At 59.4% G+C, this 14,223-nt stretch carries 15 protein-coding genes; 1 reads left to right on the forward strand and 14 read right to left on the reverse strand.

Going from position 1 to position 14,223, the window contains the following annotated elements; genetic code table 11:
* Positions 1–18 precede the first annotated feature (18 nt).
* From GZH91_RS01985 to GZH91_RS02050, 14 genes are all read right to left on the reverse strand, one after another.
* Positions 19–270, reverse strand: a complete 252-nt coding sequence (locus GZH91_RS01985; protein ID WP_147073765.1) for an SHOCT domain-containing protein — start codon at positions 268–270, stop codon at positions 19–21.
* A 67-nt stretch (positions 271–337) separates the two neighbouring features.
* The gene (locus tag GZH91_RS01990; RefSeq protein WP_147073763.1) at positions 338–724 is read right to left on the reverse strand and encodes a hypothetical protein; all 387 of its coding nucleotides are present in this window, start codon (positions 722–724) and stop codon (positions 338–340) included.
* Between the two features lie 323 nt (positions 725–1,047).
* Positions 1,048–1,608 carry a hypothetical protein gene (locus GZH91_RS01995; RefSeq protein ID WP_147073761.1) on the reverse strand — a complete coding sequence of 187 codons (561 nt, stop codon included), beginning with the start codon at positions 1,606–1,608 and terminating at the stop codon, positions 1,048–1,050.
* A 9-nt stretch (positions 1,609–1,617) separates the two neighbouring features.
* Complete coding sequence (locus GZH91_RS02000) at positions 1,618–1,842, reverse strand: TFIIB-type zinc ribbon-containing protein (RefSeq protein WP_232522204.1); 225 nt, start codon at positions 1,840–1,842, stop codon at positions 1,618–1,620.
* A gap of 93 nt (positions 1,843–1,935) precedes the next feature.
* Positions 1,936–2,400, reverse strand: coding sequence for a hypothetical protein (locus GZH91_RS02005; protein WP_147073757.1), 465 nt, complete (start codon positions 2,398–2,400; stop codon positions 1,936–1,938).
* Between the two features lie 93 nt (positions 2,401–2,493).
* Positions 2,494–2,721 carry a thioredoxin domain-containing protein gene (locus GZH91_RS02010; RefSeq protein WP_147073755.1) on the reverse strand — a complete coding sequence of 76 codons (228 nt, stop codon included), beginning with the start codon at positions 2,719–2,721 and terminating at the stop codon, positions 2,494–2,496.
* Positions 2,722–2,735: 14 nt separating this feature from the next.
* Entirely contained in the window at positions 2,736–3,341 is a 606-nt protein-coding gene (locus GZH91_RS02015; protein ID WP_147073753.1) for a DUF302 domain-containing protein, read from the reverse strand.
* 35 nt (positions 3,342–3,376) lie between these two features.
* Positions 3,377–5,218, reverse strand: a complete 1,842-nt coding sequence (locus GZH91_RS02020; RefSeq protein WP_198415363.1) for a heavy metal translocating P-type ATPase — start codon at positions 5,216–5,218, stop codon at positions 3,377–3,379.
* 71 nt (positions 5,219–5,289) lie between these two features.
* Complete coding sequence (locus GZH91_RS02025) at positions 5,290–5,691, reverse strand: ArsR/SmtB family transcription factor (RefSeq protein WP_147073749.1); 402 nt, start codon at positions 5,689–5,691, stop codon at positions 5,290–5,292.
* Positions 5,692–5,760: 69 nt separating this feature from the next.
* A complete protein-coding gene (locus GZH91_RS02030) occupies positions 5,761–7,740 on the reverse strand; it encodes a cytochrome c/FTR1 family iron permease (protein WP_147073747.1) in 1,980 nt (659 codons plus the stop codon).
* Between the two features lie 95 nt (positions 7,741–7,835).
* Positions 7,836–8,327 (reverse strand): hypothetical protein, encoded by a 492-nt coding sequence (locus tag GZH91_RS02035; protein WP_147073745.1) that lies wholly within the window; start codon positions 8,325–8,327, stop codon positions 7,836–7,838.
* Positions 8,324–9,172, reverse strand: coding sequence for an FAD:protein FMN transferase (locus tag GZH91_RS02040; protein ID WP_147073743.1), 849 nt, complete (start codon positions 9,170–9,172; stop codon positions 8,324–8,326). Before GZH91_RS02040 ends, GZH91_RS02035 begins: the two co-directional genes overlap by 4 nt.
* Positions 9,159–9,695 (reverse strand): FMN-binding protein, encoded by a 537-nt coding sequence (locus tag GZH91_RS02045; protein WP_147073741.1) that lies wholly within the window; start codon positions 9,693–9,695, stop codon positions 9,159–9,161. Before GZH91_RS02045 ends, GZH91_RS02040 begins: the two co-directional genes overlap by 14 nt.
* 2 nt (positions 9,696–9,697) lie before the next feature.
* Positions 9,698–10,576, reverse strand: a complete 879-nt coding sequence (locus GZH91_RS02050; protein ID WP_198415364.1) for a DUF6662 family protein — start codon at positions 10,574–10,576, stop codon at positions 9,698–9,700.
* A gap of 345 nt (positions 10,577–10,921) precedes the next feature.
* Here GZH91_RS02050 and GZH91_RS02055 point away from each other — a divergent pair, with 345 nt between their 5' ends.
* Positions 10,922–14,068 carry a hypothetical protein gene (locus GZH91_RS02055; RefSeq protein WP_198415365.1) on the forward strand — a complete coding sequence of 1,049 codons (3,147 nt, stop codon included), beginning with the start codon at positions 10,922–10,924 and terminating at the stop codon, positions 14,066–14,068.
* Positions 14,069–14,223: the final 155 nt, after the last annotated feature.

Consider the following 14,223-nt stretch of genomic DNA (forward strand, 5'->3'; position numbering starts at 1 on the left):
TGACGGGCACTAGAGCGCCTAACCTCGTTTCAGATCGTCGCGCTTCTGCAAGTACTCCTCGCGATCGATTTCTCCCCGAGCATATCGTTCTTCCAGGACGGACAGCGCGTCGGGCTTTTTCTCGCCATCCGTGCTGTTCGAGCGGCGATTACCCATCAGGTACTTCACTGCCGCCAGCACCAGTAGTATCGGAATCAGCCAGAAAAATGCCATCCCTAGCTGCCCCAACCAATGCCAGCCCATGCCGTAGCCGTCATAATTCATCCACATTCTGCGCTCCTTCAATATAGGTACTGAGCAGCCTGCCTCGATAAAATGCTATCGCGTGGTAACCCTCCTATTTAGCGGCATTAGCCTGCATATATCCGAGAATTACTTGCAACTCCTCTGGAGTCGGTGCGGCAATTGCCATGCCGCTGTTTTGCTTCATCCATTGCATGCGCGCATTCATGCGTCCTACCACCGGCGCCCATCCGGGGGTACTGTGCAGAGCAGGCGTGGGAAGGCCATGGCACTGCGTACAGTACTGATTGACCAGTCGCGCCCCTGCCGATTGAGGTTCCGGCAACTGCGCCGGATCTACGCCACGCGGCATTTCTCCTCCCATCATCATGCCTTCCATCATTCCGCCGCATCGCCCTTCCATCATGCCACCCCAGCGGCTGCCGCACATGCCTTGCGCCAGTTTCTGGCCAGCTGCGCCACCCTTCTGAAAAGTCTGCATCTCGAATGGATTTCCGTCAGCCCGGGCCACATGGACTGTAGAAAGACAAAGTGCAACCGCTGCGCCGGCAGCCACGTTTGAAACAGTTTTGCTTTTTCCCATGATTCACCTCCGTTGCCATACGTTTAAGAAGAAATGCTTGCCTCGCAAAAATATCAACAGAGCCCGCGATACACACTCCGGCTTTTGCCGAACCTCGTCGGCCAACTGAGTGATTTCTGCCTTGTTAACCTTTTAGCTTGGACACCTAACAAAACACATTCCTTGATGAAACCGCCATGGATCGTGCGGCGGCTCTGTCGTAATGTCTTTCAGCCAGCGGTTCACAATTCCCGGACTTCCACCTCGGTCATCTCCATGCCGAGTCGCGCCGTTTTCACAAGCTTAAGCGCAATGCGACTGTTTCCCTTGGCGTAGACATGGGTCTCTTCCGTGGGGGAGGCGGCAGTTACTTCTTTGGTGAATCCCCGCGTCGCCATCTCGCGGGCGTAAAACGCGATGACCTCGGCGAAACCGGTCTCGCCCTTATAGGTCACATGTCGTTTTTGCTCCTGGATAGCGAAGGCGACTCGTACCATGCCGGGAAAACGCGGGATGCCCGTGATGTCCTCGCCGCCTACGTCCTGCCTGGGCAGGGCCGCGCCCGGCACCCACTCTTCGACCTTTTGCCCCAGCTCTGGCGGCACGAGCGCCTTAACTCGCTCCTTGAGTCCGGGCAACATCTCTTCGGCCTTTTGCATGGGCTGCGCGGCGATTTGTTTGCCGCCGGCGAGCCACTGGGGCAACCTGTCCGTGACAAGACCGACGCCGGTGATAACCCCCCAGACGAGGAGTACCAGTAAAATCACCAAGCCCAGACCGCCGATCCAGAACCATCTGCTCATATCCGCCCCTCAGTCAAACAAATCGCGCAGGAAGGACTTGCGCGGCTTGCCCCGGTACTCGTCATCGCGGTAGTGACGCTCAGGTTCGCGCGCCTGGCCGAGGGGATCGCCACGCGGCCGGTCGCCGGCCTGACGCTCCGCATGCTCGATGAACTTGTCCAGCTCACCGCGATCCAGCCACACGCCGCGACATTCTGGGCAGTAGTCGATCTCGATTCCTTGGCGCTCAGTCATTACCAGATTCGTTTCTTTGCATACCGGGCATTTCATGGTCTTTCTCCTATTATTCTGTGAAGTCAGCGCCTGTCCTGGACGCGAACAGGATGCTTATTTCTGCATTGGCATGGACTCCTGCTGACCCTGGTGTTCCATCATTTGGTCCATCATCATCTGCATCATCTCCATGTGCTTTTCCATCATGTCGCCTCCCATCATTCCACTTTTCATATCTCCGCCCATCATGCCGCCACCCTCTTCCATGTCGTCACACATACCGCGCATCGTCTTCATGCCTTCGCGCATGCTTTGCATATGCTGCCGCATGAGTTTCTGGCGTTCCTCGGGGTCCGTGGTTTTGCGGATTTCTTCCATCTGCGCTTGCATTTTTGTCATCTGCTCCTGCATCTGGCCCATTTGCATATCGGTTTGTTTGTCTGCGATACCCGCAGTCTTGCTTGATTTGGCTGGCGCGGCTTTTTTATCCTGCTTCGGGTGGTGCGCCTCATCGGCAAATGCAAGAGGCGCGGATAACGCGACCGTCGCGAGCGCGGTAAATAAAATCGAATTTTTCATGATGTATTTCCTTTTAAGCTAATGTGAAAAAATGACGGCTGTTTTAAGCGATTACACTTTACTTATGTCTTTAACTACAGTTTGCATGTCTTGCTAATTCAGGCTCAGCAAGACTCTAATCTGTCCCTCCATCAGGCCATCCACGGGGATGACGCGCGCCTCATCAATAATCAGCACGGGGCAATGACGAACCTGGAAACGCTCCACGAGTTCGGGGTGCTCTTCGGCGTAGCAACGCTCATATGCGAGTCCTAGATCCCGCAACTCCTGCTCGATGCTACTGCAGTGGCAGGTCCGGGTGATAAGCAGTTTGATGTCCATGGTGACCTCCGTCTTTAATGACCGCAGCACATGCATTTACCATGCATCTCGCCACCCATCATGTGCATGGTCTCGCGCATTTGCTGCATGTGTTCCCGCATAAGCCGCTGCTGTTCCTGTGGATCCTGGGCTTGATGGATTTTTTCCATGTTCGCTTGCATCTGCTGCATATCCACCTTCACCTTCGCCATGGTCTCGTCGGATTGCGCGCTGCGTGCTTCTTCAGTCCCGCCTACCGCGACGGACACCCGCTCCAGCCGTTGCCTGACTTCGCTTGCCAACGCAGTAATCTCGGGTTTGTTCACCAGTTCCAGCACCGCATTCGGGTCCATGAATTCCACATGAACCGCGCCAGCCTCGTCCTGCCGCACTACCACATTGCAGGGCAGCAGCAGGCCGATCGAGGGCTCGGTGACGAGCGCCCGGTGTGCCAGCGGCGGATTGCACGCGCCGAGGATGCGGTAAGGCGGCATGTCCTCATTGAGCTTCTTCTTCAGGGTCGCCGCCACGTCGATATCGGCAAGTATGCCAAATCCCTCTCCCTGGAGTGCTTGAGTCACATGCACAATCGCATCGTCGAACGACATGTCGACGGTTGTTCCGAAGCCATACTTGGTCATTTTCGATTCCTTTCGTCAAATGAAAATAAAGCGCATCAGGACCGCAACATACGCAACCCGCTCGCGATCACCACAAACTCGCTGATCTCGTGGGCCAAGACGGCTATCGGCAGGGTGAAGACCCCCGCGATGGCCCCTGCAACCAAGCCGCCGATGACGACGGCGGAAAGCCCGAGGTTCTGCCCGATCACCCGCCGGTTCCGGCGGCTGAGCGTCACGGCGTAGGCAAGCCGGGACAGGTCATCCCCCATCAGGGCCATATCGGCGGTCTCCAGCGCCACGTCGGTGCCCGCCGCACCCATGGCGATCCCGACTTCGGCTGCCGCCAGCGCCGGGGCGTCGTTGACGCCGTCCCCTACCATCGCCACATGGCCGTAACGCCGCTGCAATTCCGCCACCACACGTGTCTTGTCCTCGGGCGAAAGCTCGGCATGCACCTCGTCCACGCCTGCCTGCAGGGCGATGGCATGGGCGGCAGCCGGGTTGTCTCCCGTGAGCATGACGATCCGCTCGATCCCTGCCTGCCTGAGCGCAGCCACTGCGGCGGCTGCGCCGGGTCTCAGCGGATCCGCAACCGCAAGGATCCCTACTGCCCGTTGCGCCGTTCCTACCAGCACCACGGTCTTTCCCTCGCCCTGCAGGCGCGCGATTTCGTCCTCAATCGCTGATAGCGGCGTTCCGAGCTCCCTGAACAGCTTCGGGCTGCCGATGTGCCACTCACTGCCTTGGACACGCCCCTTGACCCCCATCCCGGTAAGCGACTGGAAATCCTCGACCGGCAACGCGCCGATTCCCAGCGATGCGGCGTGTTCGGCCACCGCGCGCGCCAACGGGTGCTGCGAGCGGCTTTCCAGCGCGGCGGCAACAGCAAGAACCTGCTCCGCATCGCTCCCGTTCAGTGGAATGATCTCGGTCACCTGAGGACGCCCCATGGTCAGGGTACCAGTCTTGTCCATGGCAATCACCCGTACCTTGGCGAGGTTTTCCAGATGCACCCCACCCTTGATCAGTAATCCGTTGCGGCCCGCCGTACCAATTGCAGCCACCAAGGTGATGGGGATCGAGATCACCAGCGCGCACGGCGCGGCGGCGACGATGAAGACGGTGGCACGGGTCAGCCACTCCTGCCAAGGCAACCCGAATAGCGGTGGCAACACAGCAATAAGTACGCCCACCGCAAGCACAGCTGGGCTGTAGCGTTTACCGAAACGCTCGATGAAGCGCTGACTGCGCCCCTTCGCCTGCTGCGCCTGCTCCACCAGTTGGATAATGCGGGCGATGGTGTTGTTGGCGAAGGTCTTGGTGGCGCGCACGGTGAGCGCCCCTTCGCCGTTGAGCGTGGCGGCGAAAACCTTGGTGCCGGGCGATTTTTCCACCGGCACCGATTCGCCGGTTACAGGCGCCTGGTTAACGCTGGAGCGTCCTTCGATCACTTCGCCGTCGGTGGCGAGCGCCTCACCGGGCAGCGCAATGAAGACATCCCCGACGCGCAATTCCTCCACGGGAATCCGCATTTCTTGACCCCCACGCCGAACCAGGGCGGTCTTTGGCGTGAGGTCCATCAGCGACCGAATGGCATAACGGGCGCGCTCGGCCGTGTAGCCCTCCGCCGCCTCGGAAATCGAATAAAGAAACACCAGCGTGGCTGCTTCGGCCCACTGGCCCATGACACCCGCTACGATGGCGGCCACCGACATCAGCAGTTCAATGCCGATCTCGCGCTCTTTGACGAGTTCTTCCAGCGCCTCGCGCCCGAAAAAGTAGCCGCCAATGAGCACGGCGGAAACATACAGCAATGTCGCAAGCGAAGCCGGCAGGCCCGCCAGGGCACCGAAAAAGCCGACCGCCAGCAATGCGCCGGAGACGGCGGACGTCACTACCTTGAGATTTCGCCAGGGGGGCGGCATAGGCGATGACTGGGCAGCGGAGCCGCAGGACGAGCAGGCCATCACTCCCCCTCCACGGCGAGCGTCCGGGTCTGGATCCCCAGCCGACAGCGCCCGCCCTCGCGCAGGCACATGCGGTTCTGGAAATTTGCCAGATCAGTCGCGAACAGGCTATCGCTGTCCGGCAACGCCTTGAGCATGTCGAACAAGCGGTCGAGATGCGGCACGCCCTGCACCAACCGGTGGTACACCCAGCGGCCATCCTTGACGGCGGACAGCAGGCCAGCCTGGCGCAGGACCTTGAGATGGCGCGACAGCTTGTACTGTGGCTCCATGAGGCTGTCCACCAGCTCGCAAAGGCACGCTTCCTCCCCCGTCTGGGCCAGAAGGCGGGCAATTCGAATCCTAGTCGGATCCGCGAGGGCTTGAAAGATTTCCTGTGGTTTAATATTTATTGAATGCATACTTGCATTATAATGCAAGTATTCAACAATGCAATCTTAAGGAACCAAGGATTGCAGTAGTCAAAAGGCTCAAGCCGCTGAAGGCGTACGTTTCCCTCGCCGCAGCCAGAACGTTACAGCCAAGGCAAGCAGTGCCAAGGCCACCAACGCTGTTTGGGCTGCGAGGCTTTGCAGGCTCGGATAGATTCCAAGAAGTTCGATGCGGGGAAAACTCACAGCTGTAACCGCCATCACGCCGGCCTCTTGCAGGGCTACAACGCCCTTGCCGGCGAACACCACCGCCAGCCCATAGAGGAGCGCGGAACTGGCTGCGAAAAGCTGACGCAGCGGCAGGCGGATACCCAGCCGGAAAATCGCCCACCCCAGCACGCCCAACGACGCCACGCCTGCAACCACCCCCAACACGATCATGGTGCTGCCATTGGGCCCCGTCTGCGCCCAGAGCGCCTGGAAGAACAGAACAGTCTCGAACACCTCGCGGTAGACGGCGAAGAAGGCCACCGCCGCCAGCACCCACAAAGTGCGGCCGCTCAACGCCCCCCGCACCTTGCTCTCGATGAAATGCTTCCAGCGCTCGACGTGGAGCTTGTTGATGAGCCAGAAGCTCACGTAGAGCAAAATCCCCATTGCCAGAAGCGCGGTCACGCCTTCTGTCAATTCCCGGCTTGCTCCACTGATGGCAACCAAATAGGAGGCTGCAAACCACGTGGCGAAGCCGGCCCCCAGCGCACCAATCCATCCGGCGTGAATATAGGGAAGCGCATCGCGGCGGCCTGTTTTGGTGAGAAACGCGATGATCGCCGCGATGATCAGAATCGCCTCCAGCCCTTCCCGGGCAAGGATGCCGAAGGCGCTGAAGAAGCTCACTTCAGGAGCAATTTCCGGTCCTCTCAGGCGCTCGTCCGCCTTACGCAGCAGGTCCAGCAGGGTATCATGCTGCGCGGTCACGAGTTGCACGGCGGCCCGTTCCCGAACCAAGCTACGAAACTTCATCATGTCCTGTTCGATTGTGGTGCGCAGAGCCGGATCCACTGTCTTCAGTCCTGTCTCGGCCAGTTCGAAGCCGTCCAGGTAAGCCGCGACCGCATCCTGGTAAGCACCATCGGTGTCGCCCCGACGATATTTGTTCAAGCTCTGGCCGAGCATACGAACACTGAAGCCGATGGGTGAGCCATGGGCCGCACCGACAGCCTGCGGGTTAGTCCGCAGGAACGCAAGAGTCGCAGCCGCGTCCTCCCCGCCTTCACGCCGCGCCTGCTGCATCGTGGTCATGGTGATACTGTTGAGGTCCACGAAACGATCTTTCCCGCCCCCCTTTTCCCAGAGCGCCTGCCCTTGTCGACGCTCGGCGTCGCTGGCTGCAAGCGTGCTCACGTAAAAGGCCAGCACCCAGCGTTGTGCGTCGCTCATATCCTTGAAGGCCGGCATGCCGGTTCCTGGAACGCCTAGCGTGATGGTGTTGTATAGCCCGAAAACACTGCGCTGAGCCTGACGTCCCGCATCATGGAAATTGGCTGGTTTAGGTTCCAGGCCGGCGGCCAGCGGCCCGTCACCTCTTCCCTGGGCGCCATGGCAAGCGGCACAGCGCTGCTGAAATAGCGGAGCCGCACCGCTCAGGTCAATCGTGCCCTTCGGCACCGTGGAAACGGGAAAATTCTTCATGAGCAGCGCCCTCATGTCGGCGGTAGCCGATTCGACACCGGCAGGATCCCCTTTCCTCCCGATCAGATCGACAAGCCGGTCTGCGCCGGTCACCAGCGCGCCTTTGGCTTCGCTCGGCGGCAACTGAGCGGCCAACTCCCGAATGTGGCCGGCAAACTCAATCTGCTCTGCATATTCCGAGGCATTGACCACCTTGCTGCCAGCTACCGTGCCACTATAATCGACTGCCACATAATCGAGCAATTGCAACAGTCGTTCGGGTTCCCCTGCGGCGAAAGCAGCCCCGCTCATGAAGGTCAGCGCTAAGAAGAATAAGGCTCCTAGCGCTGACATATACATATACTTAGCCAGTCCCTTATTTCCCGGTAAGGAGTTAAAGTGCGCCATTAAAATTTCCTCTATAAAATGATAACATTCGGGCCAGCAGGCTTTCGCGCTCGGAGGCAGAAAGGATCGAGCGACGGGGGCGTGGGTGTTTCACGTCATGCCGTCACGCGTTCGGTGCTCGAGCCAAGCGCCGTTGCGCTCATTGGCGCGGCTGAGCGTGCTATCCGTCTATGCCCAAGCCAGATATGCACCGGTATGGTTATTGTAGCGATGATGCCGACCCCAATATGCGCCCATCGCACCCAGTCGCGCCACTCCTCACCGCCATAGTAAAGCAGTAAGCCCGTGCCCCCGAGTAGAGCCATCACTGACAGTGAAACGACGCCAGAGGCCAGATTGCGCCGAATGCGCCATGCGAGCCGGATATGTAACGGCAACAGGCCGCCGACCACCACCAGCGAGACGGCCGTAGCTATGCCGTGCGCAGTGAGCAGGCGGCGCTCAGTGAGCATCCAGCCCCACTGCAGGACATCGTGCAGCAGACTCGACAGGAGTCCACTGACAGCTACCGCTGAAAGTGCCAAGTAGGTGGCCCAGCGCTGCATGTTCGGCAAGCGAATGCTGAACAGGTGATGATATGTCGTCATAGTGTCACGATCCTGGCATGTGCGTGTCTGGCGAAATGGGCGGGGAGTCGCCCCTTGAGGATAGCGATCTTGGTCAGCGCGTCGGCCAGCATGCAGGTCTGGGCGATCACGGAGACGCTGCTGGTCATCGAGACGCGGCGGCCACATGTGGTATCCACGATCGCGCTCGCCGTTGCCTCGCCAGGGCGGCTTGTGCCGGTGTAATAGGATGCAGAAGTCGCCACTGCGCCGTTCGTGAGCGCCCCAATCATCTGAACCCGAGTCGGGTCTTCGGGACGACGCACCCACACGGGCTGCGAATCGCTTCCAAAGACACGCAAATCCCCGCCGGCATTGACCAGGCCGCACTTCACGCCATGAGAGAGGAGGGCCTCCACGGCCTTATCGACGGCAAATCCCTTGGCGATGCCACCGAGGTCCAGCGCCACGCGCGTATTCAGTCTGACTGTTCGGTTATGGCGAAGATGGATGGCCGCCGCACAGGGACGGTGGCGGCGGCATACGTAACCGCCAGTCGCTTTAGGCAGCAAGCCGGAACGCATCAACGGCACACCGACATTGCAATCGAACGCACCACCGCTCCAGTGCCAGAGCCGCTGTGCTTCGCGCAGCACCTGGTAAGTCCAGCTATGCACGCGCAGGCACGCACCTGGCCGCGCGCGATTCAAGCGCCCGATATCACTACTGCGCCGATGAAAACTCATCAGCCGATTCACGCGACTAATGGCGCGGAAAGCGCACTCTACCGCCGACTCGACATGCGCCTGCGTGATGTCAGCAGTGGCTTCCACGCGAATCGTCACGAACGTACCCAGCAAGGGGCGCATGCGTTCAACGACCGACACTCGGCAGCCCCTTCAGAACCATATCGTACAAGGCCAGCACGCGGCGCACGCCATCAGTGAGGTGCTTGGAAGAAAGTGTCGCGCCGGCGATGTTGGTGATGTCCTTGTTCAGCTTGACCGGGGAGGCTGCCGTTTTGCCGACGAACTGCTTGCGCCAAGCGGGATCGCGAATCTCGTAGCCATAGGTTTCGCGGTATTCGAGGATTTCGACTTGCTTGACGCTGCCGTCGCGGTTGATACCAACGGCATAGGTGATCATTTCGTGCTTGCCGACCACCTGATCGATGACGAAGAATCCGTGGCCCTCGACCGCCCACGCTCGGTTTTCCTGAAAGGGTTCATAGACACCGGAACGGGTACGTAACGCATCGCGCTGCTCCTGGGTTAACGCCAAGCCCACCTGGGTGAATTTGGCACCCGGGAACATGGCCTGCTGCGCCTGCTCTGTGGAGAAGTAAACATTGCCCCAACTGGCCGTCGAGATGAAGACAAGCGGGGCGGCAAGAATCGGTTCCCAGCGCATGATTAGAACGGCACCCCAACTTTGACCATGAACTCGTTACGGGCGTGCTCCCCACCGTAGATGCGTCCGTTCTGGATCACTGCGCGCTGCTCATCGGTGAAGCCGCTGGCCTGCTTCAGCTGGGACCGCCACGCCCCCGTTACCCACCACGCCTTAGTGGCGTAATGCACGTTCGGGCCAATGAACCAGGCGGAGTGGTCTGGCTGTCCAAAACCATAGCCCGTGAACTCCCGGTGATTGCGCGCTTCCATCCCGGCCGACCAGTTGTTGCGGAAGCGATAGGACAAGCCGGTAAGCACATCGACCGGGGTAGCCCGCTCGACCTCGCCGGTTGCGCTCTTCGTCCTTTCAACCGAGACGTTCAGGTTCGTTGCCCAAATGAGGCGGTCGTCCAGAAAGTTCTTCTGCAGGATAAATTTTGATTCAAGCTCCCAGCCACGCGGCCCGATCGACGGCTCGAAGTAAATCGCCATTCCGATCGGATCGGTGTAAGGGTTGGAGAGGCGGTACAGGTTCTCCATCGAGACAGACTCGAAGCGGAATTTACTGTAGCGGGACATCGGATCGAAGCCGCTCGGTGCATCCACATCCGGACCGCCAGTGGTGCCATCGATGCCGTTGCGGTAGGCATTCACGTAGCGCTGGTTGTAATAGAGCGCGATCTGGTAGTTGTCGCTGACGCCGTACTCGAACTCGCTGCGCAGCAGTGTGTTCGTGTAGTCACCTTGGGACTGGCCGCGCTGTGTCTCGATCCACTGCTCAAACTCCTTCTTGCCCTTGGGATGGGTATCGGTGGTATATATCCAACCGAAGGGCGATTCGCCAGCCGTAGCAGGTTGGGCCAGCACGCTTGCCAGGGCTGCAATGGCGGTGAGGGACATGATAATCCTCATGGCAGTTCTCCATAAATTATTAATACGAATCGTTATCATTACGTATTTTCTCATCAGTGTCAAATTCCAAAGTTATTGCGACATTCGCGCCGACCGACTCAGGGCACGCGCCCTTGCGCTTTGCAATGGCTCAAAAGTCGTTGCATAACTTATGTTGCAGAATAGGTTTCTTCGATAAGGATTTGAGACATGAGAATCGGCTATGCCCGCGTATAAACCGACGATCAAATTCTGAACTTGCAGCGGGACGCTCTGAAGCAGACGAACTGCCCCTAACTCTCCGAAGAGCACGCGAGTGGCAAGAATACGGCGCGGCCGCAATATGACTGCCTTTTGTCGGCACCCGGGCAAGCAGTACTCGATGCGCTGGCCGAAGGCGGACAGATATTCCTGGATCCGGCCTGCAATGGATGGAAAACAGCCGACGAGTATTTGTCCGGCAATGTGAAGGACAAATTCAAGCAGGCGATTGCTTCAGGGACAGCGTTCCAACGCAACATCGAAGCGCTCGAAAAGGTGCAGCCGGAGGATTTGCCGCCGGCGTCGATCGAACCGCGCCTGGGTGCTGTCTGGATTCCAGCCGTCGACGTCGAAGGGTTCATTCACGAAGTCCTTGAACTCAAGGATTGCGAGGTGGGCTATTCGGCGCAGGCCGGTGCGTGGTCGATCCACTACCAGGAATATGCCGCTCGTCAGAACATCAAAGTAACGCAGGAGTTCGGCACGTCGCGCATGAACGCAATTGAGCTGGTGCAGTGCGCGCTCAATGTCCAGGTTCCGACCATCCGGGATCGCGATCCGGTTACCGATCGCTACTTCGTCAACTCGGACGAAACCTTGGCGGCGCGCGAAAAGCTTGGGCTGATCAAAGAGCGATTCGCCCGCTGGGCCTTCGACGATACGGCACGACGCGAGAAGCTGTGCCGGATCTACAACGATCTGTTCAACGCCACGCGGCCGCGTCGATTCGATGGCGCACAACTGAAGCTGCCGGGGTTCTCCCGCTGCTTCGAATTGCATCCGCATCAAAAGGATGCCATCTGGCGCGTGGTGCAGACCGGCAACACCGGGCTGTTCCATGTGGTCGGTGCCGGCAAGATGGCGGTATGCGTCGCCAGCAGCATGGAGCTTCGGCGCTTGGGGTTCGTCAACAAGCCCTGTCACGTCGTGCCGAATCACATGTTGGCCCAGTACACGGCCGAATTCGTGCGGCTCTATCCGAACGCGTCGGTGCTGATGGCGACGAAAGACGATCTCGAAGGCGAGCGCCGCCGGGAACTCGTCTCCCGCATCGGCACCGGCGACTGGGACGCGGTGGTCATCACGCATTCGAGCTTCGAGCGCATCAAGATGTCCCCGCATTTTACCGAAGTGTTCATCAAGGACATCATCCGTGAAATCGAGATGGCAGTGCGCGCCGAGAAGCGAAACGACCGATCCAACCGGATCGTCAAGCAACTCGAGATGATGAAAAAGAATTGGGCGGCGCGACTGGAAAAGCTGCTCGCAGACAAGAAGAAGGACGATCTGCTCACGTGGGAGCTGCTGGGCATCGACTGCCTGTTCGTCGATGAAGCCCACCTCTTCAAGAACCTCTACCGGTTCACGAAGATGACCCGCGTCGCCGGCTTGCCGCTCACCAGCTCCGAACGCGCCTTCGATCTTTTCCTGAAGACGCGCTACACGATGCAGGTGCATGGCCATGCGCATCGCGGCGTCGTGTTTGCCACCGCAACACCGGTGGCAAACACGATGGCAGAGATTCACACGATGATGCGCTACCTGCAGCCTAACCGGTTGGAGGAACTGGGCCTGCAGCAGTTCGACGCCTGGGCTGCGACCTTCGGCGAGAGCGTCACGGCGCTGGAAATTGCCCCCGACGGCAGCGGTTACCGGATGAACTCCAGGTTCGCCCGCTTCATCAATGTCCCGGAGTTGATGAACATCTTCGGCGAGGTGGCCGACATTCGCACCGCCGAGATGCTGAACCTGCCCGTACCCAGGCTGAAGGGCGGCAAGGCGCGCATCATCGCCTGCCCGGCGAGCAGTGCGCTCAAGGCCTTCGTCCAGACCCTGGTGATGCGTGCGGTGGCGATCCGCAACGGCGAGGTCAAGCCTCAAGAAGACAACATGCTGGCGATCACCACGGATGGCCGCAAGGCCGCGCTGGATTTCCGGCTGGTAGCGCCACACGCCGCGTTCGACGAGGACGGCAAGATCGGCGCATGCGTGCGGGAAGTGGTTGACATCTGGCAGCGGACCGCATCGTTTCGCGGCGCACAGATTGTCTTCTGCGACCTGTCGTCACCGAAGGGCGGCAAGTCGTTCAGCGTCTATGACGACCTGCGCGATCGGTTGCTCGCCGGAGGTATTCCCGAAAAGGAAATCGCCTTCATCCACGATGCCGACACGGATGTCCAGAAAGCCACGCTGTTCAAGGCGGTGCGCGAAGGGCGGGTGCGGGTGCTGCTCGGGTCCACCGCAAAGATGGGTATCGGCACCAACGTGCAAACCCGACTGTATGCGCTGCATCACCTCGATGCACCGTGGCGGCCCTGCGACGTCGAGCAGCGCGAAGGGCGCATCTTGCGCCAGGGCTCGACGTGCGATGAGGTGGAGATTTTCCGCTATGTCACGGAAGGCAGTTTTGACGCCTATCTGTGGCAGACCCTGGAAACCAAGGCCCGCTTCATCGCCCAGGTGATGAAGGGCGACCAAGGTATCCGGTCGCTGGAGGATGTGGAGCTGGCAGCGTTGTCGTACGCCGAGGTCAAGGCCCTGGCGTCCGGCAATCCGATGGTGATCGAGAAAGCCGGGGTCGATGCGGAAGTCGCCAAACTCTCGACGCTGTTCTCGGTGTGGCGCAATCAGCGCTACGCCAACGAGAGTGAAGTCGGGCGTCTGCCCATGACCATCGAAGCGCTTGAGCGGAAAATCGATCTGTACGCGAAAGATTGCGAGCGGATCGAACCGCAGACCATGCAAGGCATCGTGCTTGAATTGTCGGGTCGGCGCGTTGTTGGCGCCGATGCCGTTGGCGATGCACTTCGTCCGAGCATCCGTTCGGCGAAAGAGGATTTGCGCACAGCAAGCCGCGCGATCGAACGGATCATCGGCCGCTTCGCCGGTTTCGAGCTGGGCGTGCAGTCCTCGCGCGGCGCGGAGTCACCGAATCTGTATCTCGCCGGGGGCTGCATCTATCACGCCGATCCGTATCAAACCGGGCCTGGCTTGGTGGCAGCGTTGCTCGCGGTACTGGAGTCGATTCCCCAGCATCATGCCAATGCTGTCACCCAGTTGGAGATGAAGCGCAAACGCCTGGAGGATATCCAACGTGAGTTGGATCGTCCGTTCGAGTATGAAAACCGGCTGGTCGAGTTGATCGCAAGACAGCGCGAGCTTCTCAAGTTGCTTGATCTGGATAAGGACGAAGTTGGTACCGCCAGGATGGGCGCTGAAGAAATAAAACAAGCTGCTTAAATACTTAACCCGCTACCGAAAGGTGGCGGGTTTTTTTCGTCAAGCATGGCGCACATGAATATGCTCGGTGTTCGATGGTCATACCGGACCGATCCTTGTTTGTAGAGCAGATGGCATCGCGCCGAAGGACAACCATCGTGCCACGGCAAGGGAAT

The organism is Sulfuriferula plumbiphila (assembly GCF_009938015.1).
Lineage (GTDB): Bacteria > Pseudomonadota > Gammaproteobacteria > Burkholderiales > Sulfuriferulaceae > Sulfuriferula > Sulfuriferula plumbiphila.